This window comes from Arthrobacter terrae (genome assembly GCF_015708085.1).
Classification (GTDB): domain Bacteria; phylum Actinomycetota; class Actinomycetes; order Actinomycetales; family Micrococcaceae; genus Arthrobacter_M; species Arthrobacter_M terrae.
Window position 1 is genome coordinate 1 of sequence record NZ_JADNYM010000016.1, and the last position, 22,612, is coordinate 22,612.

Consider the following 22,612-nt stretch of genomic DNA (forward strand, 5'->3'; position numbering starts at 1 on the left):
TGCAGATACACCGCATCCAACCGACGCCGCGTACTCTCAGCCGCACCAATAATCGACAGCCACGCCTCCTGCGACACAGCCTGCGGATCCGTCCCCAAAACCTCCGCCAACAACACGTTCACCTGCTTCAACCGTCCCACGATCCCCGCCGACGGCTCCACCACAAACAGAGCCTCCCGAACCGGACCATCAACGGGTACCTCCGGAACCGGTGGCCCAGCGGGAACACCCGGGCCGGCGGCACCGCCGTCATCGGACCCGCCGGTACCGGCGGCGCCGTCGTCGGGCCGGCCGGTCCCGGGAACTACGGCAGGACCAGGGACGGGAACAGGACCGGGGCCGGTTCCGGGAACAGTATCTGCGGCAGGGACGGGGCCGGTGGCAGAGCCGGTCCCGGGACCAGTGCCAGGGGCAGGGCCGGAGCTTAGGCCCGCGCGCTCGAGCCGATGCGGATACTTCGCCGTGACCGCAGCCAGCACCCGCGCCAGATTCTCCCGATCAATCTCCACACCACCCACCACCCCTCAACACCCGAACCGGCAACCTGCACCGAAAGAAAACCTGGCAAGAAAACCTGGAAATCCTCCCGATCTCCAACTACTTCAAGGCTACGAAGAGGCACTGACATCAACAGGACAAAAAGACCCCAAAAACGGCCCCTGTGGAAAAGTATTTAAAGAATCTTCCCAAGGGGAACTTCGCCAGGCTACGCCGGTGCCGGAATGTCCTTCACGGGGACGCGGACGCGGACGCGGTCACAGATCACAAGTGCGTCGACGGCGATCATGCAATACCCGTTAGGCATGACCAAAACGCCCGCCCAGTGAGCAATGCTCCGGAGCGGGCCGCGGGCCGGTAGCCACGCTAGGACGAGGTGAGCTCTGCAAGGTCTCCGCGCAGCGGCCAACCCTGACCGTCAAGAATCACCTGCGCACAGCGGTACGTTGTGGTGTTGACGATGATGGGAGCCATCAAATTCACAGTGGTGGTTCCCTGTGCAAAATTCGCCACAACCAGAACCTGCGCCTGCTCCGGCGTTTCCAAACCGAGCGCGGTGCATTGCTCGTCGGAAAGCAGGGGGGCGTAATCGGGCAAATAGACAGCGGCATCCAGGACGTAGAGCCGTCGTTGTGTGCCGCCGATGGACTGCATCGTGTACAGTCCGTCGGCGTCGGCCACGGCGTCCAGGGCAAAATCCACCAGCGGCTCCAGCCCTGGTGGTGGCGCGATGAAGACGAGCGTTGCGGTCATCGGAGGAAGTCCATCAGTGACATCGGCAGTACCTTGGCGGTTACCGCGAGGGCGGCCTGGTAGTTGGTCGACTGCAGCTGCAGGTCCAGGATGGCCTTCCCTAGATCCAGGTCCTCGACGCCGGCACGGCTGGCTTCCAGCGTGCCCTGAAGAGAGGTGTTGGCATCCTTGGCACGGTCCAGTTGCGCCTGCCGCGTGCCGATCACCGTGCGGTCCGTGATCATGGATGTCATGCGCGTGTCCAGCGTCGATAGGTGCTTGCTGACGTCGACTCCAGGGGTCTTGAGGTCTTTGATGATGGTTCCCAGCAACTCGAAGACGGAGAGCTTGTCCGCAGCGGCGGGATCGGTGCCGGTACCGAAAATGTCGGCACCTTCCGCGTCCACGCGCACGGTGGTATCCGTGCCAATACGACGTTCGACGGCGCCAAGGGCCGGCAGGGTCGCTGGCGGCACCGGTGCTGTCACCGGGAATGGTGATGCTGCGTCGGAGTTCCCGGCGAAGACGTTCCGTCCCAGGTACTTGGTGTTGGCTTGGCTCAACAGGTCCGTCTTTAGGCCGTCAATTTCGGCGGCGAGCGCATCCCGGCCCCCTTGGTTCAGGGACCCGTTGGAGCCCTGAACCGTCAGGTCCCGGACCCTGTTCATGATGCCGCTGACATTGCCCATCGCGGTGTCGATGGTTGATAGCCAGCCGGCGCCGTCATCGATATTGCGTTCGTATTGATCCGCGGCCGTTTGCTGCGCGCGGATCTGCAGGGCCCGGGCCGTGGCGCTGGGATCGTCCGAGGGGCGCCCAATCGCCTTGAGAGTCTGGGCGCGGTCCTGGAGTCTGGCCAGCTCGGAGTTACTGGCCTGAAGGTTCCGCTGTGCGGAGGCCATCATGGTCTGGTTTGTGACACGGCTAAGCATGGTGCTATCTTCCCACGAGTCCGGTTCTATTGATCAATACGTCCAGCATCTCATCCACGGCTGTCATCACTCGCGCGGCTGCCTGGTAGGCGTGCTGGTACGTGAGCAGATTGAGGTTTTCCTCATTCAGGCTCACCGAGGAGGACGAGGCCTGCAGCTGCCCCGCGTTGACAGCTGAGGCGGCAGCGAGGTTGCCCTGCTGCTGCGCGGTGCGCGATGCGGCGCCCAGCCGGGTCACGAAGTTGGACCAGCCGGAATCCGGGGAATCTTTGCGGGCACCCAGCTGGGAGAGCATATCGGCGTTGGCGCCGCTGAGGGCACCGCCGTCTTTAGCGCCCGTGGCCAGCTCAGAAACATTAGTGACGACGACGGCGAGCCCCTTGGCTGGCTGCGTCGGGTCCACGGCAAAAAAGGCTTTGCCGGCCTCCCCGCCGGTGGTGTAGCCCGCTTGGTGGGCGGCGTTGACCTGTTTCGCAAGGTCTGTCGCAAAAGCGTTGTAGGACTTGGCCGCCTCGGCAATCACGCCACCGGTTCCGGCCGATCCGGTTCCTGCCGGGGCCAGCACGGACAGCGCGCCGGCAATCTCGCCGCCGTCGAGCGGTACCGCAGCTCCCGTCCGGTCGTTCCATTCCAGCCGGACCGGATTGCCGCCGTTACTGGAGGCATCCATCGCATAGACCTTGGTAACCTGCACGCCACGGGCCGTCCCGCCGGTCACAATCGCGTTCCCGCCCACCAGCACATCCACCATGCCGTCACCGGTGTCCCGGACGGAGCCGCCGGCCAGGGAAGCGATGGTGGCGGTGAGCTGGCTTCGCTGGTCCATCATTTCGTTCGCCGAGCCGCCGGCGGCCACAGTTGACCGAATGCGCAGGTTCAGGTCCGCAACCTGGGAGGCGGCGTTGTTCAGATCCGTGGTCATGCCGTCCACCTGTGCCCGGGTCTTGGACCACTGGGCCTCCAGATCGCGGTAACCCCCGGCAATCTGGCCGGTCAGATCATTGGCGGCAGCCAGCAGCGTGGCAGCGGGGCCGGATTCGCCGGGCTTGTTGGACATGGCGCCCCAGCCGGCCCAGAAGGTCTGCAGCTTGGCCGAAATTCCGTTGGCGCCGGGTTCGTGGGTGGAATCCTCCATGGCGGTGAGGACATTGCTGCGGATGGCGGTGTAGCCGGCCGACGCACTCGTGGAGCGGACCTGCGCATCCAGGAAAGTGTCTCCCAAGCGGGCCACGCCGTCCACGGAAACGCCCTGGCCCGCGCGGGCTCCGTTGGAGAAGAGGCCAACGTTCGCCGTTTCTCCGACTGCGGAGGTGGTCACGCGTTGGCGGGTATACCCGGCGGTGTTCGCGTTGGCAATGTTCTGGCCGGTCACGCTCAGGCCCTGCTGGGCCGCGTTCACGCCGGAAAGCGCCGCATTCAATGTTCCGAAGGTGCTCATGGCGAAATCCTCACAGGTCCTTATCAAAGAGTCTGGCGCCGGCGTCCAGCCCGGTGCCGCCGCGGGAGTCGTAAGTGCCGGCGTCCGGGGCCAGCCCGGCCACTGTTTCCTGGGTGGAGCGGGCGGCGGCGCGCAGGAATTGGTCATTGGCGTCGCGGAGCTCGCGGATGCGTACGGTCAGTTCACCCAAAGCTTTTAGATGGCCGGCAAAAATTTCTTCCCACGGACCGGCCGGCGCCTTAGCTGCAATGTCACGCAAGCTGGCCTCCGCGTCGAGGCCCCACTCCTTGGCCAGCGCGGCAGCCTCTACGGTGCGGCCAAGTCCGGCAGTGCGCAAACGATCAACCACCTGCTCCACTTCCCGTGTTGCATGCTGGAGCCAGCGGGTATTCCCGGAGGTCAGGATCAGCTGTTCCTCCTCGAGTTTGAACGTCAAAAGCTCCAGAAGCTCCCGTTCTTTCCACAGCAACGAGGACAGTTCCTGGGCGCCCAACGTGATCAGCTCCTCTTCAAGATTCCGACAGACAACGCACTCGCGTCTGGATTGATATGTACTATCGGCACGGAATGGTTCAATGTTAGTCCGCGGAGATGATAGGTTTCACCTAGCGCGCCCGAGCACGTCTCAGCTTATGGTTTTGGTCTCTTCGGGAGCTTCCTGTACTCACGGTATTTTATGGCTCCTGGGGGAACCTACAAATGAATCGTATTAAACGCAATGAGCTGGTTGTCGAGAACCTGCCCCTAGTGGGCTATCTCGTCTCTGAACTATGTGCCAAGGCCACCCATCTTTCCCGGGATGACCTTGCCTCTGTGGGGGCAATCGCCCTGATTACGTCGGCAGAGGCGTACAACCCTGACTTTGGTGTCCCTTTTGGTGCCTTTGCCCGCCGGCGGATCGTCGGCGCGTTCGCCGACGAAATGCGTTCCGGCGACTGGGCACCGCGCTCGGTGCGCCGCCGGATCAAGGAGACCCTCGCCATCCGCGAGACTCTCACCGCCGCGCTGGGCCGTACGCCATCGGTGGACGAAATTGCCGCTTCCATGGGGGTGACCCGGGATGAAGCCGACGCGGCGCTGGCCGATGCAGCCCGCACCGTCTCCACCATTGACGAGGTCACGGCCGAGTTCCTGGTCGCGGAAAATGCTTCCCCGGAGGGTGAGCTGCTGGACGCAGAGCGGCTGCAGTACCTTCGCGCCGCCGTCGGCAGCCTGCCGGAAAAGATGCGCTACGTGGTGGAGCAAATATATTTTGAGGACCGCAGCGTCAAGGACCTTGCCGCGGAACTTGGCTCCACGCATTCCGCAGTGTCTCAGCAGCGCGCCGAGGCGATCCGGCTGCTCGGTGACGGGATGAGCACGCATTACGGGCACGACGACGCCGACACTTACGTTCCGCTGTCCCGGATCGCGCCGCAGCGCCGCAACGCCTACCTGACCACCATGGGTGGCCATACCTTTGGCGGAATCACCCGCGGGGCGCATCATCATCCGGCGCCGGCGATGAGCACCGCCGTGTCTTAGCAGTTTTGTCCGGTAGTGCAGGGGGGGACGCAAAGATTTTTCTCCAGTTGCTAACGGCGCTAAAGGTTCCGCCGATAGTTGGGGTTACCAGGCCATGGATGGCCTGGTGAATTTGACCCAATCACGGAGGAATACACCATGGGTATGCAGATCAACACCAACATCGCGGCAAACAACAGCTACCGCAATCTCGCCAACACGCAGAACGACCTGTCCAAGTCGCTGGAGAAGCTTTCCAGCGGCCTGCGCATCAACCGTGCCGGTGATGATGCTGCCGGCCTGGCCATCTCCGAGGGCCTGAAGTCACAGGTGGGCGGCATGACCGTCGCGGCCCGCAACGCCCAGGACGGCATCAGCGTCATCCAGACCGCTGAAGGCTCCCTTAACGAGGTGCAGTCCATCCTGCAGCGTGTCCGTGACCTGGCCGTTCAGGCCGGCAACGACTCGAACAGTGTGGATTCACGTGCCGCGATCTCCACCGAGGTAACGGCGCTGGGCGCCGAGCTAACCCGGATCAGCGCGTCGACGAACTTCAACGGCACCAAACTGCTTGACGGCAAAGTCGCTGACGGCAGCACTGACGGTCAGAAGACGCTTACTTTTCAGGTCGGCGCCGGCAGCACACCCGCGGACCAGATCTCGGTTGACTTCACAGACGTAGCCGCCATTGGAGCCGCCGTCACCACTCTGGCCGCCACCGGCTTCAGCTCGGCGGGAACTGCCCTCACCACCATAGCTGCTCTGGACGGCCACATTACCGACGTCTCGACCGCACGCGCCTCCCTCGGTGCGAACCAGAACCGGTTCGAGAGCGTCATCAAGAACCTGGCAGTCTCCAAGGAAAACCTCTCCGCCGCGGGATCCCGCATCCGCGACACAGACATGGCAGAGGAAATGGTCAAGTACACGCGCAACAACATCCTGTCCCAGGCCGGAACCGCCATGCTCGCGCAGGCCAACCAGTCCAACCAGGGCGTACTGCAGCTCCTGCGCTAAACCTGGTGAACCAGACCCTGTGGGCGGCTTCTTCCGGTAACAGGGTACGGGTAATAGGAACAGAATTGACCGCGGCTCCTGCGGCCGATGGACGAGTGCTGCTCACCCGTTCATCGGCCGCAGGTAGGCCGCTCCCGCAGTTAGAGACGTATCAGGAGTTACGCGCATGGGAATCACTCTCGATGGCTTGTCGAGTGGTCTGGACACCACCACGCTTATTGCCTCGCTGATGAAGGTAGAGGCCATTCCGCAGACCCTCCTGAAGAACAAGGTCTCCGACACCCAGGTCATGGCGTCGTCGTTGCAGGCGCTAAACACTAAAATTGCTGCGCTGGCCGATCTCGCTAAGACGGCCGCGAAGCCCGCCGCCTTCGATGTCTATGCGGCGACGAGCAGCTCCGACAAGGTGACGGCTGTGTCCACAGCTGGGGCCTCCGCGGGGCAAATCGATTTTGTGGTCGATCGACTCTCGCAAACCCAAGTCAGCGTAACGGACGCCTTGACCGTATGGCCGGACAGCGGGCTCACCCTTACGGCCAAGGACGGCACGGCGACCACCATCGCAGTGCCCTCCAACTCCTTGGATGACGTGGTCAAAGCGATCAATGCCGCACCGGCAGGTGTCACCGCGATGAAAGTGGCTAGCGGGACAGACTCGGGCGGTAACCCCCAGTACCGCCTCCAGCTCACTGCAGCTTCGCCCGGTGCCGCCGGCCAGTTCAGCATTTCCGGCACCACCGCCGCTGTGACAGAGATCAAAACCGCCCAAGACGCGCAGGTGACTCTCTGGGCGGGCACCGCCGCCGCCCAAGCCGTTATGTCGTCCACCAACACTTTTCCGGAGCTGCTTCCGGGCGTCGCCGTGACGCTGGCTTCCGGTTCCCTGGGCCCGGCCACGGTTACCGTGGCACGCGATGACAAGCAGGCGGCCAAGATGGCCTCGGATCTGGTTACCGCCCTGAATGGGATCTTTTCCCTGATTGCCGCCCGCAGTGCCGTTAGTACCAGCACGGATGCCAGCGGTAAGACGGTCACCGCGACGGGACCCTTCACCGGGGACAGCACCGTCAGGGGCGTCAACCAGTCCATCCTCTCCGCGGCATCGATGCCGGTGAATGGTCACTCGCCATCAGAATACGGCGTTGGCATTACCCGCGACGGAAACCTGCTCTTTGACGCGGACAAACTGACAGCCGCTTTGGCGAAGGATCCCACCGGGACTAAAGCCGCCCTCGCTGAAATTGCCTCCCGGGTAAGTACGGCCGCCGCTACAGCCTCCGATAAATACAGCGGTACCGTAACCTCCCAGATCACGGGCCAGCAGAGTGCCATCAGAGACCTTAGTGATCAGATCAGCAGTTGGGACCTTAGGCTGGCGAGCAGGCAGGCCGGGTTGCAGTCAACGTATGCAGCCCTCGAGGTTGCTTTGGGGAAAATGAAGTCACAGCAGTCCTGGCTGACCGCACAGCTGTCCGGCCTATCGTCATCGAGCACGGGAGCCTGAGTACCATGAGCACTGCCTACGCACAGCAGATGGCCAAATACAACCGGGAGGCGGTCCTGTCCGCACCGCCGGCGCGCTTGCTGACCATGCTCTATGACCGGCTGCTGCTTGATCTGGGCCGGGCCGAGGTTGCCCAGCAGGAACAAAATTGGGCGGCCGCATCGGAGAACCTTGTCCATGCGCAGGCCATTATTGCGGAGTTATCCGCTTCACTGAATACGGAGGCTTGGGATGGTGCTGACCAGCTGGTCGCACTCTATACGTTCGCGTCCAACACGATGATTGAAGCCAACATCCGCAGGGATGCGGCGAAAACGCGGGACTGCATTACGGTGCTGGAACCGCTGCGGCAATCCTGGCATGAGGCGGCTGCGTCACTGCCCGTGCAAATGGCCGCGGCACCGTCATCGGGCGGAAACCTTGGCATCGGCTGAGGCACAGGCTGCTGAGTGGGACCGCATTCTGGACCGGCTGGAAGAACAGCTCACTGGCTCCGACGTTCCCTGGCATCCGCCGGCCGATGCCGGGCCGATTCCCGTGGAACTGATGGAGCGGGCACGCCGACTGCTCGCGGACCAGCATGCCGCCGTCGAGCATCTCGAAGTGCAGCAGCGGCAGACCATGCAGCACCTGACGGCCATCCAATCGGTACCCGAATCCGCCGGTGCGGGGCGTCCGGTTTTCCTGGATGTGACCGGCTAGTAAGCCTGCCAATAAACCCAACAAATAAACTTCTGACAATTCTCCTTACCAATCCCGCACGGATGCCGATAGCTAGAGAAGAGCACGGATCGCTCACTGAAATGGCCACGGATCGGCCAGCTTGTCCCTTTTTAACGAAGCGGGTAAAAGTTGTTCGATTCCGTGACTACGGTGGCGCTTGATAGTGCACTGAACGGTTTGGCCATGCGGCAGCGCACCATCGCCGACAATATTGCCAACGTCAATACGCCTAATTACCATGCCAAAAAAGTTGCCTTTGAAGCCGCGCTGAGTTCCTCGGTGCAGGCACAGGATGGGCACGCGACGGCCACGACGACCCGATCGCTGGATGCGACGCAGCTGAACGGGAACAACGTCAATCTGGATACCGAGACGCTCGCGAACATTCAGACGGTGCTGCGCTACCAGTTCGCAGCTCAAGCCTCCAACGCTCAATTTACCGGCGTGCGCACCGCGATGCGGACCAACTGATGACGGACGCGATCAGCATTGCCGGCTCCGCACTGACGGTGCACCGCAAATGGCTCGATGCCGTGGCGGACAACCTGGCCAACGTCAATACCGCCAAAAGCACGGACGGCTCCGCGTTTCAGGCGCGCTACGTGCAGGCGCAGGAGGGGCCTGGGAACTCCGGCGTCTTTGTTGCCGGGACCGCCTACGGCGACGCTGCCGGGCGGTTGGTCCACGAGCCGGACAATCCGCTGGCGGACAAGGACGGCTATGTCCGCTACCCGGACATCGATCTGGGGCTCGAGATGGGCAAGTTGATCATGGCGCAGCGCGGCTACCAGGCCAATGCCGCCGTGGTGGACCGCGCTAAAACTACTTACGAAGCAGCACTGCAGATCGGACGCTCCTGATGGTCATTCCCGCAATCCCGTCGGTCCAGGGAGTCACGGCGACCGGCTATCTGCCGTCCGTGCAGCCAACCGTGTCCGACGACGGCGCAGGCTTTGCGTCGACGCTTACCGGCGCGGTCAACGGCCTGCAGCAACTGCAGTCCACCTCCAACGATTTGGCGGTTAAGGCCGTGACGGGCAATTTGGACGATATCCACACCGCGACGCTCGCCGCGACGCGGGCCCAGGTGACGCTTGAACTGGTGGCTGCGGTCCGTAATAAGGGCGTGGACGCGTTCAACGAGATCATGCGGATGCAAGCCTGATGCCGGTACAACTCTCCGCATTCTTCGCCCGTTTGGGGCGCACGGTCGGCGGATTCAGCGTGGCCCAGCGGACCATCGCCATTATTGGTATTGCCGCGCTGGTGCTCGGCGGCATTGCCCTGACGTCCTGGCTGACCAAGCCCACGCTTACCCCGCTATTTTCCGGACTCGCTGCCGCGGACGCGAACACCATTGTGGACCAGCTGCGCACCGACGGCGTGCCATATGAGCTGACGAACGGCGGCGCCACGATTATGGTGCCGCAGGAGAAGGTTTACGACGAGCGGCTCAAGGCGGCCGCCGCGGGACTGCCGGCGAACAAGACGGCGGGTTATTCGCTGCTGGACAATATGGGCGTCACGTCCTCGGAATTCCAGCAGACCGTGACGTATCAGCGTGCCATGGAGGGCGAGCTTGCGTCCACGATTTCCGCCATGGACGGTGTGAAAACCGCGTCGGTGAAACTCGCCATCCCCAAGGACACCGTGTTTGCCTCCGAAAAGCAGGACCCGACGGCCTCGGTCTTCATCGAAACGGCCAAGGGCGCGGCGCTGAATTCGGATCAGGTGCAGGCAATCGTGCACCTGACGTCCGCCTCCATAGACGGACTCAAGCCGCTGAACGTGGCGGTCATTGATTCGTCCGGGACTGTGCTTTCCGCGGTGGGAACCGGGGCAGTCGGGGGAGCGGACAAGCAGGGCACCGATTATGAAAAACGGATCAGCGCTGCCGTGCAGACCATGCTGGACCGCGTGGCCGGACCCGGCAATGCCACCGTGGCCGTAGCTGCGGATATGAGCCAGCAGTCGGGGCAAAAGGTGCAGGAATCCTTTACTCAACCGGAGAACGCGCCGGCCTTGAACGAATCAAAGACCGCCGAGTCCTCCACCGGCTCCGGAGCCGGCGCCGCGGGCGTGCTGGGAGCGGACAGCACGGCCCCGGCCGACGGCAGCAAGGGCACCTTCACTTCCGATAAGACGACGAAGAACAACGCGATTAATAAAACGACCGAGACCACCACCATCCCGGCCGGAGCGGTGACCCGGCAGACGGTGTCCGTGGCGGTGAACAAGGCGACCGCCGATGGACTGGATATGTCCACGCTGCGTGACCTTGTTTCCTCTGCGGCGGGGATCAATGTTGCCCGTGGGGACGTGGTGACGGTGGCCGCGCTGCCCTTCAACACTGCCGGTGCGGCTGACGCCAAGGCCGCACTGGACGCTGCCAAAGTTGAAGCGGATGCCCAGCGCACGGCAGAGACCTGGAAAACCATCATCATTGTGGCCAGCATTCTGCTCCTGATCGCCCTGGCCCTGCTGCTCTACGCGATGAAGAACCGGCGCCAGAGCCGGCAGCCCATTGATCTGGGCGAACGGCTGGATCCAATGGCATTGCTGGACCCGGCCACTACGTCCATGGCGCTGCCGCCAGCGCCGGTGGCTCCGCTGGCGGTGCGGGAAATCCCGCGGTTGCCCGACACCGGGCCTGACGACCTGGACGGGAAACGCGCCCGGATCGATTCTCTGGCCACCCACGAACCGGAGAAGACCGCCGGTTACCTGCGCAGCATGATGGATGACAGGACCCCGGTATGATCGGCACCGCCATGACCAGCAGTGACATGACCAGCACCGCTATGACCAGCACCGACATGACGCTGACCGGGATGCAGAAGGCCGCAATCATCCTGATGCAGCTGGGCCCGGAAAATGCGGCCCGCGTGATGAAGCAGTTCACCGAGGCAGAGGCCGAGGAAGTCGCGGCGGAGATCGTATCCATGCAACGCGTGGATCCGGCCGTGGCGGGACAGGTGATCAGCGAGTTCCATGAGATGACCTTCCACACCACGTCGAACACGCGCGGTGGCCGCGACTTTGCCCGCGAACTGTTGGAGGCGTCTTTCGGATCAGAGCGGGCAGCGAGCGTCATGGGCCGGCTGGAACACAATATGGCGGGAACGTCGTTTGAGTTCATGGCCGATGCTGATCCGCGGCAGATCCTGATCCTGGTGGATGGGGAGCTGCCGCAGACCATTGCGCTGATACTGGGGCACATTGGAGCGCAGAAAGGTTCTGCCGTCCTCGCCGGATTGGGTGAGCCGCTGGGCGCAGAAGTGGCGCAGGCTTTTGCCTCGATGGGGACCCCGACGCCCGAAGCGGTCAGCATTGTGGCCGAAACGCTGCGTGCCCGGGCTAACTCCGTTGTATCGCTGCGCGAAACGGCGGAGGTTATTGGCGGAGTTGAGTCGTTGGTGGAGATCCTCAACCGCGCCGACGTCAGCACTGAGAAAGCCCTGATGGACGGACTGGAGGAACGTGATCCGGTGCTGGCGGAGGAAATCCGCTCGCGGATGCTGACCTTCCCGGACATCGTGAAACTTGACCGTAAGGATGTCCAGCAGGTGCTGCGCGGCATCGACGCCGGGATCCTGGCCCTGGCCCTGAAGGGTGCCGATCCCGAGCTCATCGAGGTGGTGCACTCGAATATCACCGAACGTAACCTCGAAATCCTGCAGTCAGAAAGCAGTGCTGCCGGTCCTGTGCGGGCCTCGCACGTTGAGCAGGCCCGCGCGGACATTGTGCGGTCCATCCGCGAGCTGGAAGCGGCGGGAACCATTACCGTGCGCCGCAGCGAGGAGGATGACCTTGTTTACTAACACCGGTACCAAATTCGCTCTTGATTCCGGCGTTGCTTCCGCCCGTACGGATCGCTCCGGCAACCTGGTCCCATCCTCGGCAGCCGGCAGCGCCTTCAAGCCGATAAGCTTCGCGGCTGTGGACTCGGATGCGCCCGACAGTCCCGGCTCTCCGGGCTACATCCGCGGACACTCCATCGGTTACACCTTTGGGATGCGGGCCGCCGCTGCCGAGGCTCAGATCCGCCGCGCCGAGATGGAAGCTGAGCATGCCGCGGCCATGGTGCAACGGCAGGCGGAGCTGGAGCACGCCGTTGGTTTGCTGGCGACCGCTCTAACGGCGCTCAACGCCGTGGTTGCACCGGTGATCACCGAGGCCCAGGATGTGCTGCTGGCCGGTGCGGTTGAACTGGCTGAGGCCATCTTGGGACACGAGCTGGCCAATGGCCCCACTGCGGCGAAGTCTGCACTGACCCGTGCGCTGGCACTACAGGCCACCGCCGGGACGTACGCGGTGCGGATGAACCCCGCAGATCTCAATGAGCTCAATGAAACCACGCTTGTGCAGACTGGTATCCGCTTTGTCCCGGACGCCGCGCTGGCCCGCGGTGATGCCATAGCGGAATTTGAGCACGGTTACCTGGACGCCCGGATTGTTGCTGCCCTGGCCCGGGCGAAGGACGCCCTAGTGGAGGACCCGCAATGACGCTGCCGGAACCCACGAGCACCACCACCTGGCGCCCGCATGCCCGGCGGTTTGAGGCTGCCCTGAGCGCTGCGCGCCCCGAGCGGGTCGGGTCGGTCTCCTCCGTCGTCGGCCTCGGCGTCGAACTGGCGGGCCTGAACGCCTCTATCGGGGACCTGGTCACTATCGGGGAGAACCCGCGCGTGGATGCCGAAGTGGTGGCAACTACGCGGACCGGCATCCGGTGCATGCCGCTGGGCCGGATGACCGGTATCGGGGCCGGCTCGCCCGCCCGCAGCAAGGGAACACCGCTGCTGGTGCCCACCGGAGCAGGGCTGTTTGGCCGTGTCCTGGACGGGCTTGGCCGCCCCATCGATGGCAAAGGCCCGCTGGTGGTGGATGGTCGCGTGCCCGTGGATCACGACACTCCCTCCGCCATGCACCGCAGCCGGATTTCCGAGCGATTGCAGCTGGGGGTGCGGGTCATGGATACCCTCCTGACCGTCGGCAAGGGCCAGCGGATGGGTTTGTTTGCCGGCTCCGGCGTGGGGAAGTCCTCGCTGCTGTCCATGATTGCCCGCGGCACGGACGCGGAAGTGTCCGTGATTGCCTTGGTGGGGGAGCGCGGGCGTGAGGTACGGGAGTTCCTCGAGGATGATCTGGGCGCCGAAGGACTGGCACGGTCCATTGTGGTGGTTTCCACCTCGGATGAACCGGCCTTGATGCGGATGCGTGCCGCCTTCACCGCAACGCGGATTGCGGAATCGTTCCGGGACCGCGGGGCGGATGTGGTCCTGATGATGGATTCACTGACCCGGGTCGCCATGGCGCAGCGTGAAATCGGTTTGTCCGTCGGTGAGCCGCCCGCCACCCGGGGGTACCCGCCGTCGACCTTTTCGGTCCTGGCACAGCTGCTGGAACGCGCCGGGACCGCTGAGCGTGGCTCGGTGACCGGCGTGTACACCGTGCTGGTAGACGGAGACGACCACAACGAGCCCATTGCAGACGCCGCACGGTCCATCCTGGACGGGCACGTGGTCCTGGACCGCAAACTTGCTGTTGCCGGGCACTTTCCGTCAATCGATGTGCTCGGCTCCATTTCGCGGGTCGCCTCCAAAGTGATCTCCACCGAGGAGGGCCGCACAGCGACCTACCTGCGGAGGGTGCTGGCTGCGCGCAAGGGCGTGCAGGACCTGCTCGACGTCGGCGCTTACCAGCGCGGGACCAACCCGCTGGTCGACTCCGCGGTGGATAACGAAGCGGCGATCAATGCGTTCCTGCAGCAGCGGATGGACGACCAGACCTCCGGGGCCGATGCATGGAATCAGCTGAACCGGCTTGCCCACACTCTCGGAGGCCAATAATGTCCCGTATTTTTCCGCTCGCCGGTCTGCTGCGCCTGCAGCATCTGCGCCAGGACGCCGCTGCGGCCGACCTGGCGGGTGCCAACGCCCGTGCCTCGGCCAATGGAGCGCGGCAGAGTGCTGCCCGGCGGGACCTGCAGGAAACCTCCAGTGAGGTGGCCACTGCCGCCGCGCTCAGTGCCGTAGCCGCCGCACGCTCCTCCTCCCGCAGCATGTTGTCCGAGCTGGAAGCTGCATCCCTGGAGACTCAGGCGGACCAGGACCAGGCCCAGGCGGTGTTCAACGAAGCACGGGCGGCGTCGGTCCGGCTGGAAAAGCTGGCCGCAAAACACGACGAGCGCATGGCTGCGGAACTGCTGCACGCCGAGCAGACCGTGCTGGACGAAATTGCTGTCACATCGTGGCACCGCAACCGGAACCAGGACACGTCCGAGCCTGTTGCTGCCGTAAAGGGCGCGTCGGCTCACGCCAGGCCCGCACCGGCCGGGTCGGTTGGCACGGGCTCTGCTGAGAATGCGGGGAAACGATGAGTACGTCACTGGGACTGCCGACGACGACGGCACAGGCTTTCCGTACGGGCGCGGCCATTGCCGGCGGGTCGGCTGCAGGCCAGCGTGGTCCCGGTGCCGGAAGGCAGGGCGAGGCGTCCTTTGGCTCGGTCCTGCAAAGTGTGCTGGGCGGACCGGACCGAACCGCGGAAAAGGGGACCGGCACGGCCAAGACCGCCCAGGCCGGCGAGCGTGATGTACCAGCAACCAGCGTCGCCGCAACGAGTGTCGCCGCAGACAGTTTCGCTGCCGCCAATCCTGCCGGGCCACCCACAACGTTCCCGTTCCCCGACACTACGCTGGCCGGTTCTGCAGTGGCGGGTTCTGCATTGGCCGGTTCTGCGCTGGCGGGTTCTGCAGTGGCTGGTACAGCTGTGGCCGGTAGCGAAGCGCGCAAACCAGCGCTTGATAGCGCAACGACAGATACTGACGGCGCAGTGGGAGCTACTGCAGTGCCCGGCCCAACGGTCTGCGCTGCTACGGGCCAGGTCGCGTCGCTCGGAACTGCCGACGTTCCTGCCATGTCCGCCGCAGTCGCTTCGCCTGCACCAGCAGCAACGCCTGCTTCAGCAGCAACACCGGCAGCACCGGCAGCAGCGGCAACACCGGCAGCAGCGACAACGCCAGCAACAGCAACAGCAACAGCAACAGCAACGGCAACGGCACCGGCACCGGCAGCAGCCTCCGGGGCCGTCGCACCGTCCGGGAGGCCAATCCCCAAGCTCGGCCATGCCGTCCCGCCGTCGGGTACTCAGCCGTCGGGCACGCAGACCTCGGGCGCGCAGACCTCGGGCGCGCAGACGTCGGAGGTGCCGGCGTCGGGCACCCATCCGTTGGACGCAATGACCTCGAATGCCGGTACGTCGTCGACAACGGCTGCTCAGCCCGACAACGGGGTTCCGGCCGCTGTTGGAACTTTGGTTTCGCCGGTCCTGGCCGACGCGCAAAATCCTGCTGCGGCGCCAACGACCATCGCACCGTTGCCCATCGCGGCATCTGCCGCCACGGCGACGACCACCGAGGCAGCTCCCGCGGCAGCGACGATCACCGCGGCAGCGACGATCACCGCGGCAGTTCCCGCAGCGGCGGCAGCGACGGACCGATGGGGCGCTGCTCTCCCGACGGCATCTGTTGCTGCCGGCGCAATTACGCCGGTCGCTGCCCCATCGGCACCGGCAGCGGCACCGGTCGCCGCAGCAGCGGCGCCCGGCAGCACTTCTGTGATTGCGCACCCACTGGCAGCCGCCGCACCGCTGGCCGGAACGACGCCCGCCCCGTCCGCCGCCGTCGCACAGGCGTCCGCCGCACCGCTGGCCGGTCAGATCTCTGGTCCGTTAGCCGAATTGGCCACGGCAAGACCCGGCGAACACGTCATGACGGTCCGTGTGGCGCCGGATTCGCTGGGACCCGTGACGGTCCGGGCACATATCTCCTCGGACCACGTCAGGATCGAGCTTTACGCTCCTAACGACGCCGGGCGCGATGCGCTAAGGGCCGCCATGCCGGAGCTCAAGCGCGATCTGGCTGCATCCGGGATGAACGCCAGTCTGGACCTGGCATCCGGGAATCAACCCGAGTCCAGGGACGCGCAGGACCGCGGCGGTCCGGCGCCGTTCCGTCAGAACGCCCGCGGCAACGGACACTTACCAGCGGCCGGACCCGAGCCGGGATTCGCGGTACGGCGTTCCAGAGCAGGATCCACCCTTGATGTCATCACCTGAGAAGAGGAGCACTACTTATGGCTATTGACCCTGTATCGGCAGCAACGGCAACCCCTGCAGCGGTGTCACCGGCAGAAGCGGGCAGCGCCAGCAATTTGTACTCAGCTCCGTCGGGTGCGGCACCCAAACAGGTGATGGATGGCTCCATGTTCATGTCCCTGCTGGTGGCCCAGCTGCAGAATCAGGATCCAAGCTCGCCGATGGATACGAACCAAATGATCGGCCAGACAACGCAGCTGGCCATGATGGAAAGACTCACGGCGTTGGATACCACCAGCAACGAGAATTTTTCCCTTCAGATGCGCATGGCTGCAGCGGCCCTCGTGGGGCAGCAAGTCAGCTACGCGGGTAAAGACGGTGAGACTGTGACCGGTCTCGCCAGCTCGGTGTCCTATGCCGGCCCTGTTCCACAGATCACCGTGGACGGAAAAACTCTTGCGCTGGATGTCGTCTCCGGCGTCACCGCAGCGGTGCCTAAAACACCGGGGCCGACTCCGGTGCCGACGCCGGCAACAGCAGCACCAAATACGCCGGTGCCGACAACGTAACCGCGAAAGCCTGCTCACCGGATCCAAGGATCCGGATCCTCCCACACCTAATTCCCTAAATCTTCAGCACCGCCCACCCCTCCCGAAAGGAAAACACCGTGCTTCGTTCCCTGTACTCCGGTATCTCCGGACTCCGTGCTCACCAGACCATGCTGGACGTCACCGGCAATAACATCGCCAATGTCAACACTCAGGGCTTCAAATCGTCCTCGGTGCAGTTCCAGGACACGCTTTCGCAGGTGACCAAGAGCGCCTCATCGCCGCAGGCCACAGCGGGCGGAACCAACGCCGCGCAGGTCGGGCTCGGTGTGCAGGTCGCCGGGATCGCCACGAATTTTGCCCAGGGTTCCACGCAGGCCACCGGCAAGTCCACGGACATGATGATCTCCGGGGACGGATTCTTCATCACCAAACATGGTGGCGATACCTTGTACACGCGTGCCGGCGCGATGAATCCTGATGCGCAGGGCAGGCTGGTGACCCCCGACGGCGGCATTCTGCAGGGCTGGATGGCGTCGCCGGACGGTACCGTCGGCACGGGAGCCCCGGTCAGTGACATTGTGCTGTCTGCGGGAACAACCGTGCCGGCAGCAGCCACCGGCAAAGCGACGGCGGGCGGGAACTTGCCCGCGGACGGAGCCGGTTCGCCGTTGACGCGCGATATTCAGGTCTACGACGCCCTCGGGAATGTCAGTAACATCGCCATGACCTTCACCCACTCAACCGCGACGGGGAACAGCTGGACGGTGTCGGCCCCCGGCTCGCCGGCAACGACTCTGACCTTCGACGCGCAGGGAAATCTGCCCGCCAATACCACCATGACCGCGGCGGGGGTGACTGTGGACCTGTCCACTGTCACCGGATTCGCCGGTTTGAGCACCGTCACCGCAAAGGCCGACGACGGCAGGGCCGCGGGAACGCTTAAGTCATATTCCGTGAGCCAGGACGGCACGATCGTGGGATCGTTCAGCAACGGCATAACCCAGTCCGTTGGCCAGGTGGCGCTTGCCACCTTCACCAACCCGGGAGGTCTGGAAAAGGCCGGAAATTCCTCCTACTCGGTTACCTCCAACTCCGGTGCGGCGACCACCGGGACCGCTGGGTCAGCGGGGATGGGGACGCTCGCCAGCGGCGTGTTGGAGATGTCCAATGTGGACCTTTCGCAGGAGTTCACCAATCTGATTGTGGCCCAGCGCGGGTTCCAGGCCAACGCCCGCATCATCACCACTTCGGATGAAGTGCTCCAGGAACTGACCAACCTGAAGCGCTAATGCGCTAAAAGCCGTCCCCGGCAGCTAACAAAACGCCGGGGACGGCCGAGAGTACCTTGCGACGGTCCAATGGGCCTGAACGGTCCACAGGGCCTATGAGGCGAGGATGAATTAATGATCGTAGTGACCCGGCTGGATAACCGCGAGTTCGCGATCAATCCCGACCTCATTGAGCGTATTCATGCCAATCCGGACACCACCTTGGTGATGGCCGACGGCGCCAAGTACATCGTCACCGAGTCGATGTCCGAAGTCATCGAGCTCATTGCCCAGTACCGTGCATACGTCATCGGGCTGGCCCGTGACACACACCCTGTGACCGCGCAGCACGGCGGCCGCACCCTCAGCATTGTTCCGCCCTCCGATCCCGGCAGCGATCGTCCTGGCAACTCCGTTCCGCTGCCCCCGGCAAGGTAGCGTCATGGATCCGTCAACACTCATTGGCCTGGCCCTGGCCTTCGGCGCGCTCTTCGGCATGGTCACCCTCGAAGGTGCCCATATCCAGTCCCTGCTGCTGCCGCCGCCGATGATTTTGGTCTTCGGCGGAACGTTGGCCGTCGGCCTGGCGGGTTCCACGCTCAAAGATGTGATCCAGGCGTGGAAGGCGCTGCCGGTAGCCATTAAGGGCAAGACCACGCCGCCGCAGCAAAGCATCGACCAGGTGGTGAAACTCGCGGAAACGGCCCGAAGCGAAGGTCTGCTCGCCCTGGAGCAGGAAGCGGCCAAGGTAACCGATCCGTTCCTGCGTGGCGCGCTGCAGAGCATTGCGGACGGCACCGACGGCGACGAGCTGCGGATGATGCTCGAGGACGAGGTGGCGACCAAAATCAAAACCGATCATGGGGCCGCCAAATTCTTCAATAGTCTCGGCGGTTACGCACCGACTGTAGGGATCATCGGCACGGTCGTTTCACTGACCCACGTCCTGGAGAACCTCAGCAGCCCGGACAAATTGGGCCCCATGATCGCCAGCGCTTTTGTGGCAACACTCTGGGGCCTGCTGTCGGCGAACTTCATCTGGCTTCCGATCGGCAGCCGGATGGGGCGGGTTTCGGAGCTGGAGGTGGAGCGGATGATGCTGCTGATGGAGGGCGTGCTGGCAGTCCAGGCCGGAAGCCAGCCCCTGGTGCTGCGGGAACGGCTAAAGGCTATGGTCCCTTCCCACGATCTCAAGGCCCCGGGTTCCAAGAGTAAGGACGCCGACGGTTCCAAGGGCTCCAAAGGTTCCAAGGGCTCCAAGAGCAAGGAAAAGGAAGCGGCGTGAGTGCACGTCCGCGCCGGCGGAATTTCGGCAAGCCGGCTGAACAGCACGCCGATGAACGCTGGATGGCCTCTTACATGGACATGGTCACCGTGCTGATGTGCATGTTCATCGTGCTCTACGCCATGTCCACGGTGGACGCGAACAAGTTCGAGCGGCTGAAGAATTCACTCGCCACGGGCTTTGGCGTGGAGCAGACCACCAAGGTCGATACGGCCACCGGCGTCGTCGTCCCGCCGGACCAAGTAAATTCGGAAGCCGAGGGCTTTGCCGGTCCGGCCATCGTGCAGCCCAGCGCCGTACCGGCAGCGTCCGCCCCGGCAGAAGCCGCCCCGGCAGAAGCCACCCAAACGGAGCTGGCGGAGAAGGAAGTCGCGCGGCTGACAGCCCTCCGGGACAAGATGGCGGCCAACCTTTCAGCGATTGGCATGACTGCTGCCGTGAAGTTCAAAATCGACGAACGCGGTCTCACCGTCCGGTTGGTTAGTTCCGAGACTTTCTTCATGCCCGACGATGCCCGGCTGACAGCCCCAACGACTGCTGTCCTGGACGCGATTGCGCCGGTTTTGGGGGAGGTTTCACTGGATGTCTCGGTGGAGGGAAACGCGGCGCTGGTGCCGGAGTCGATCCCGAATCCGCAGTATTGGGAAATCTCCGCCGCGCGGGCCACCAATGTGGTCCGCCACTTTATTGACGTGAACAAGATAGCCCAGCAGCGCATGGCGGCCGTCAGTTTTGGGGCTGCAAGACCGGTGGGCACCACCACCGCTGCAGACGATCTGGCGAAGAACCGGCGGGTGGATATTGTGGTGCTTTCCGACCAACCCGATAGCGTCCGCTCGCTGATTCCGCAATTACTGAAATCTGCCGGACAGTAACTGCTAACGGGGCGCAGATTTCGGCCGATAGTGGCAGAAGTGAGCGTTGTGCAAGAAGGAATCCTTGGTCTGTCAGCAGGTGCTGCAGCCGGCGGCACTGCCGGCGGTATAGCCGTACGGCCGGTTAAAAACGTCGAAATTTTCGACTTCGGGCGTCCGACGACGTTAACGCGCGAGCACAGCCGCGTCCTGGAGCTGGCGATGGAAACGTTTGCCCGGCAATGGGGTACGCACCTGAGCGCCCGGGTCAGGGTGAAATCGCTGATCGCATCAACCACGGTCATCATGCAGACCTACGACGAGTATGCGGCGTCTTTGCCGTCGACGACGGCGATGGTGCTGTGTGCGCTGGAAGGCAACTCCGCGCAGGCCGTGATCCAGTTTCCGACTGCGGCCGGTCTGGGTCTGGTGGTGCAGATGCTTGGCGGCGATGGGGGCCAGCGGCTTCCGCACCGGAAATTCACCCAGATTGAGCAGGCGCTGGTCATGGCTCTGATGGACGATGCCCTGGAAAACCTCCGCTATTCACTGGATTCGCTGCTCAGCGTTCCGATCAGCCTGGCCGGCATTCAGTACAACGCACAGTTCGCCCAGGCCGCTGGTCCTTTGGACCTGATGATCGTTTCGGCTTTTAAAATCACGGTGGCCGGTGTCACGGCCCCGGCCACCGTGGCCATCCCCGCAGAAATCCTGCTCCCGCACCTCGGCGCGGCGAATCCGGTGGATTCGCCCGAGCACAGCCGGGAACGGATCCTGGAGCAGCTGGTTCATGTGCCCGTGGATGTTTCACTGCAATTGACGCCAACGACGGTCCGTCCCAGCACCATCTTGAATCTCGCCGTCGGAGATCTCATTGAGCTGCCGCATCCGAAGGACCGTCCGGTTGATGTTGCCGTCGACGGGCTGCCGCTGGCCCACGCGGCGCTGGGCTCAAAAGGATCCCGCCTGGCCGGCGTCATCGTAACTACTGAGGAGAACCCGCGATGAGCGCGAATCAGACCCTGCACACCACCGCCGCCGCTGCCCTGGCGGAGCTACTGCCCACCATGACGCCCTTGACCGCTGCGGTGCACCCCGGCGGCCTTCCTGCCGGAGTTTCGGCAGCCGAGGCGGTGATGGCCTCATTTGTCGGCGCGCTGTCGGCCGATGTCGCCCTGGTGCTCACGGACGGAGCGTCCATGGCGGGCGCGGGCGGCGCCGCTCCCGGGCTTGTCTCGCTCCAGGATGTGCTCCGCCCCGCTTTCGAGCGCGCTACGTCCGTCTTGGGTGCCGGCGTGCTGGGCGAGTCCAGGACCGAGGATGCCTCTGCCCTCTTTGCGGACCAGGAAACTGTTGTATTTGAGCTCGGCGGCGCCGGTGCGGCGGGCTGGTTTGCCATTCGCATCCGCGAACACGCGCTGTCGGGATCCGGTGCCCGGGCCACGGATGAATCGGTGCTGGGTAAACTCGGGCGGATCAACAATGTCGAGATGACGCTGACCGTCGAGATCGGCCGCACCCGCATGTCCGTCCGCGACGTGCTCGCGCTGGAACCGGGCCGCGTCATTGAACTGGACCGGTCCGCCGGCGCTCCTGCTGATGTGCTGCTCAACGGCCGCCTGATCGCCAAGGGCGAGGTCGTCGTCGTCGACCAGGACTATGCCATCCGAATTACGAAAATCCTCGACGTGGTTGAAGCGGCAAATTAGATGGACACACTGATCCTCGCTTTGCGGGTGGTGCTTTCCCTTGGTGCGGTGATAGCCGTTCTGTGGTTGGTGCAGCGGCGCGTCAGCCGCGGCGCAGGCGTCCGCGGGGCTGCCGATCCGCTGAAGGTTGTTGCCCGTAAGGGTCTGGGCCAGAAGGCCTCGGTAGTGGTCATCGAAACAGGCGGCCAGCGGTTTTTGCTCGGTGTGACCGAGCATTCGGTCAATGTGCTCCATGAGTTGGAAGTACCCGCAGAGGAAGTGGCTGCAGCGGCGTTTGAGCATTCCCTCCAGCAGGCCAAAACAGCCGATCCATTCCTGACCACTGCAGATCTGGTCACTGCGGATCTGACCACCGCAGATCTGAACGGTTGCGCCGGGACTTTCCCCTCGCGCAGGGCCAGCCGTAACGTGCCGGCGGCGGGCGCCCTGGGCGGTTCAATCCTCGCCGCTGCCACCTGGCGGCAGGCCGCAGCCGCGGTCCGGAAAGGACTGACCGGGTGA

26 protein-coding genes and 1 pseudogene are annotated in these 22,612 nt (G+C 64.0%); 22 read left to right on the forward strand and 5 right to left on the reverse strand.

All coding sequences use genetic code 11. The features are described from left to right. The 5 genes and pseudogenes from IV500_RS12885 to IV500_RS12905 all read right to left on the reverse strand — a co-directional run. Positions 1-509 (reverse strand): annotated as a pseudogene (locus tag IV500_RS12885) (hypothetical protein); the annotation flags it as partial. Between the two features lie 355 nt (positions 510-864). Continuing rightward, complete coding sequence (gene fliW / locus IV500_RS12890) at positions 865-1,251, reverse strand: flagellar assembly protein FliW (protein WP_196397223.1); 387 nt, start codon at positions 1,249-1,251, stop codon at positions 865-867. Beyond that, a complete protein-coding gene (gene flgL, locus IV500_RS12895) occupies positions 1,248-2,162 on the reverse strand; it encodes a flagellar hook-associated protein FlgL (protein WP_196397224.1) in 915 nt (304 codons plus the stop codon). The genes fliW and flgL overlap by 4 nt, the downstream gene beginning before the upstream one ends. A gap of 4 nt (positions 2,163-2,166) precedes the next feature. Further along, positions 2,167-3,600 (reverse strand): flagellar hook-associated protein FlgK, encoded by a 1,434-nt coding sequence (gene flgK / locus IV500_RS12900; RefSeq protein WP_196397225.1) that lies wholly within the window; start codon positions 3,598-3,600, stop codon positions 2,167-2,169. A 10-nt stretch (positions 3,601-3,610) separates the two neighbouring features. Further along, entirely contained in the window at positions 3,611-4,093 is a 483-nt protein-coding gene (locus tag IV500_RS12905; RefSeq protein ID WP_196397226.1) for a flagellar protein FlgN, read from the reverse strand. Between the two features lie 206 nt (positions 4,094-4,299). Here IV500_RS12905 and IV500_RS12910 point away from each other — a divergent pair, with 206 nt between their 5' ends. From IV500_RS12910 to fliO, 22 genes are all read left to right on the forward strand, one after another. Further along, a complete protein-coding gene (locus tag IV500_RS12910; RefSeq protein ID WP_196397227.1) occupies positions 4,300-5,124 on the forward strand; it encodes a sigma-70 family RNA polymerase sigma factor in 825 nt (274 codons plus the stop codon). 138 nt (positions 5,125-5,262) lie between these two features. Further along, positions 5,263-6,120 carry a flagellin N-terminal helical domain-containing protein gene (locus IV500_RS12915; protein WP_281064037.1) on the forward strand — a complete coding sequence of 286 codons (858 nt, stop codon included), beginning with the start codon at positions 5,263-5,265 and terminating at the stop codon, positions 6,118-6,120. 166 nt (positions 6,121-6,286) lie between these two features. Continuing rightward, entirely contained in the window at positions 6,287-7,624 is a 1,338-nt protein-coding gene (gene fliD, locus IV500_RS12920) for a flagellar filament capping protein FliD (RefSeq protein WP_196397228.1), read from the forward strand. Positions 7,625-7,629: 5 nt separating this feature from the next. Beyond that, the gene (gene fliS / locus IV500_RS12925) at positions 7,630-8,058 is read left to right on the forward strand and encodes a flagellar export chaperone FliS (RefSeq protein ID WP_196397229.1); all 429 of its coding nucleotides are present in this window, start codon (positions 7,630-7,632) and stop codon (positions 8,056-8,058) included. Beyond that, positions 8,045-8,326: a hypothetical protein gene (locus tag IV500_RS12930; protein ID WP_196397230.1), complete on the forward strand. Its 282-nt coding sequence runs from the start codon at positions 8,045-8,047 to the stop codon at positions 8,324-8,326. Before fliS ends, IV500_RS12930 begins: the two co-directional genes overlap by 14 nt. A 150-nt stretch (positions 8,327-8,476) precedes the next feature. Continuing rightward, a complete protein-coding gene (locus IV500_RS12935; RefSeq protein WP_196397231.1) occupies positions 8,477-8,818 on the forward strand; it encodes a flagellar basal body rod protein FlgB in 342 nt (113 codons plus the stop codon). Continuing rightward, positions 8,815-9,207, forward strand: coding sequence for a flagellar basal body rod protein FlgC (locus tag IV500_RS12940; protein ID WP_196397314.1), 393 nt, complete (start codon positions 8,815-8,817; stop codon positions 9,205-9,207). Before IV500_RS12935 ends, IV500_RS12940 begins: the two co-directional genes overlap by 4 nt. Continuing rightward, on the forward strand, positions 9,207-9,512 hold the full coding sequence (gene fliE, locus IV500_RS12945; RefSeq protein ID WP_196397232.1) for a flagellar hook-basal body complex protein FliE: 306 nt from the start codon (positions 9,207-9,209) through the stop codon (positions 9,510-9,512). Before IV500_RS12940 ends, fliE begins: the two co-directional genes overlap by 1 nt. After that, positions 9,512-11,107, forward strand: a complete 1,596-nt coding sequence (fliF, locus tag IV500_RS12950) for a flagellar basal-body MS-ring/collar protein FliF (protein WP_196397233.1) — start codon at positions 9,512-9,514, stop codon at positions 11,105-11,107. The genes fliE and fliF overlap by 1 nt, the downstream gene beginning before the upstream one ends. Further along, positions 11,104-12,168 (forward strand): flagellar motor switch protein FliG, encoded by a 1,065-nt coding sequence (fliG, locus tag IV500_RS12955; RefSeq protein WP_230854925.1) that lies wholly within the window; start codon positions 11,104-11,106, stop codon positions 12,166-12,168. Before fliF ends, fliG begins: the two co-directional genes overlap by 4 nt. Continuing rightward, positions 12,158-12,853: a FliH/SctL family protein gene (locus tag IV500_RS12960; RefSeq protein ID WP_196397234.1), complete on the forward strand. Its 696-nt coding sequence runs from the start codon at positions 12,158-12,160 to the stop codon at positions 12,851-12,853. The genes fliG and IV500_RS12960 overlap by 11 nt, the downstream gene beginning before the upstream one ends. Continuing rightward, positions 12,850-14,196 carry a FliI/YscN family ATPase gene (locus IV500_RS12965; RefSeq protein WP_196397235.1) on the forward strand — a complete coding sequence of 449 codons (1,347 nt, stop codon included), beginning with the start codon at positions 12,850-12,852 and terminating at the stop codon, positions 14,194-14,196. The genes IV500_RS12960 and IV500_RS12965 overlap by 4 nt, the downstream gene beginning before the upstream one ends. Further along, positions 14,196-14,726 carry a flagellar FliJ family protein gene (locus IV500_RS12970; protein WP_196397236.1) on the forward strand — a complete coding sequence of 177 codons (531 nt, stop codon included), beginning with the start codon at positions 14,196-14,198 and terminating at the stop codon, positions 14,724-14,726. The genes IV500_RS12965 and IV500_RS12970 overlap by 1 nt, the downstream gene beginning before the upstream one ends. After that, positions 14,723-16,465, forward strand: coding sequence for a flagellar hook-length control protein FliK (locus IV500_RS12975; RefSeq protein WP_196397237.1), 1,743 nt, complete (start codon positions 14,723-14,725; stop codon positions 16,463-16,465). Before IV500_RS12970 ends, IV500_RS12975 begins: the two co-directional genes overlap by 4 nt. Positions 16,466-16,482: 17 nt before the next feature. After that, entirely contained in the window at positions 16,483-17,013 is a 531-nt protein-coding gene (locus IV500_RS12980) for a flagellar hook assembly protein FlgD (protein WP_196397238.1), read from the forward strand. 98 nt (positions 17,014-17,111) lie between these two features. After that, on the forward strand, positions 17,112-18,284 hold the full coding sequence (locus IV500_RS12985) for a flagellar hook protein FlgE (RefSeq protein WP_196397239.1): 1,173 nt from the start codon (positions 17,112-17,114) through the stop codon (positions 18,282-18,284). 114 nt (positions 18,285-18,398) lie between these two features. After that, positions 18,399-18,701, forward strand: coding sequence for a flagellar FlbD family protein (locus IV500_RS12990; protein ID WP_196397240.1), 303 nt, complete (start codon positions 18,399-18,401; stop codon positions 18,699-18,701). A 4-nt stretch (positions 18,702-18,705) separates the two neighbouring features. After that, positions 18,706-19,548, forward strand: a complete 843-nt coding sequence (locus IV500_RS12995; protein ID WP_196397241.1) for a motility protein A — start codon at positions 18,706-18,708, stop codon at positions 19,546-19,548. Further along, entirely contained in the window at positions 19,545-20,423 is an 879-nt protein-coding gene (locus tag IV500_RS13000) for an OmpA/MotB family protein (RefSeq protein WP_196397242.1), read from the forward strand. Before IV500_RS12995 ends, IV500_RS13000 begins: the two co-directional genes overlap by 4 nt. 39 nt (positions 20,424-20,462) lie before the next feature. Further along, a complete protein-coding gene (locus IV500_RS13005) occupies positions 20,463-21,410 on the forward strand; it encodes a flagellar motor switch protein FliM (RefSeq protein WP_312875921.1) in 948 nt (315 codons plus the stop codon). Beyond that, positions 21,407-22,111, forward strand: a complete 705-nt coding sequence (gene fliN, locus IV500_RS13010; RefSeq protein ID WP_196397243.1) for a flagellar motor switch protein FliN — start codon at positions 21,407-21,409, stop codon at positions 22,109-22,111. The genes IV500_RS13005 and fliN overlap by 4 nt, the downstream gene beginning before the upstream one ends. Next, on the forward strand, positions 22,112-22,612 hold the full coding sequence (fliO, locus tag IV500_RS13015; RefSeq protein WP_196397244.1) for a flagellar biosynthetic protein FliO: 501 nt from the start codon (positions 22,112-22,114) through the stop codon (positions 22,610-22,612).

What these genes read in the sequence shown, in the direction of transcription:
- fliD (WP_196397228.1), top strand. Translation starts at nt 6,287, where the DNA reads ATGGGAATCACTCTCGATGGCTTGTCGAGTGGTCTGGACACCACCACG.
- IV500_RS12910 (WP_196397227.1), top strand. Translation starts at nt 4,300, where the DNA reads ATGAATCGTATTAAACGCAATGAGCTGGTTGTCGAGAACCTGCCCCTA.
- IV500_RS12965 (WP_196397235.1), top strand. Translation starts at nt 12,850, where the DNA reads ATGACGCTGCCGGAACCCACGAGCACCACCACCTGGCGCCCGCATGCC.
- fliG (WP_230854925.1), top strand. Translation starts at nt 11,104, where the DNA reads ATGATCGGCACCGCCATGACCAGCAGTGACATGACCAGCACCGCTATG.
- fliN (WP_196397243.1), top strand. Translation starts at nt 21,407, where the DNA reads ATGAGCGCGAATCAGACCCTGCACACCACCGCCGCCGCTGCCCTGGCG.
- IV500_RS12980 (WP_196397238.1), top strand. Translation starts at nt 16,483, where the DNA reads ATGGCTATTGACCCTGTATCGGCAGCAACGGCAACCCCTGCAGCGGTG.
- fliE (WP_196397232.1), top strand. Translation starts at nt 9,207, where the DNA reads ATGGTCATTCCCGCAATCCCGTCGGTCCAGGGAGTCACGGCGACCGGC.
- flgK (WP_196397225.1), bottom strand. Translation starts at nt 3,600, where the DNA reads ATGAGCACCTTCGGAACATTGAATGCGGCGCTTTCCGGCGTGAACGCG.
- IV500_RS12995 (WP_196397241.1), top strand. Translation starts at nt 18,706, where the DNA reads ATGGATCCGTCAACACTCATTGGCCTGGCCCTGGCCTTCGGCGCGCTC.
- fliW (WP_196397223.1), bottom strand. Translation starts at nt 1,251, where the DNA reads ATGACCGCAACGCTCGTCTTCATCGCGCCACCACCAGGGCTGGAGCCG.
- fliF (WP_196397233.1), top strand. Translation starts at nt 9,512, where the DNA reads ATGCCGGTACAACTCTCCGCATTCTTCGCCCGTTTGGGGCGCACGGTC.
- flgL (WP_196397224.1), bottom strand. Translation starts at nt 2,162, where the DNA reads ATGCTTAGCCGTGTCACAAACCAGACCATGATGGCCTCCGCACAGCGG.
- fliO (WP_196397244.1), top strand. Translation starts at nt 22,112, where the DNA reads ATGGACACACTGATCCTCGCTTTGCGGGTGGTGCTTTCCCTTGGTGCG.
- IV500_RS12975 (WP_196397237.1), top strand. Translation starts at nt 14,723, where the DNA reads ATGAGTACGTCACTGGGACTGCCGACGACGACGGCACAGGCTTTCCGT.
- IV500_RS12990 (WP_196397240.1), top strand. Translation starts at nt 18,399, where the DNA reads ATGATCGTAGTGACCCGGCTGGATAACCGCGAGTTCGCGATCAATCCC.
- fliS (WP_196397229.1), top strand. Translation starts at nt 7,630, where the DNA reads ATGAGCACTGCCTACGCACAGCAGATGGCCAAATACAACCGGGAGGCG.
- IV500_RS12915 (WP_281064037.1), top strand. Translation starts at nt 5,263, where the DNA reads ATGGGTATGCAGATCAACACCAACATCGCGGCAAACAACAGCTACCGC.
- IV500_RS12970 (WP_196397236.1), top strand. Translation starts at nt 14,196, where the DNA reads ATGTCCCGTATTTTTCCGCTCGCCGGTCTGCTGCGCCTGCAGCATCTG.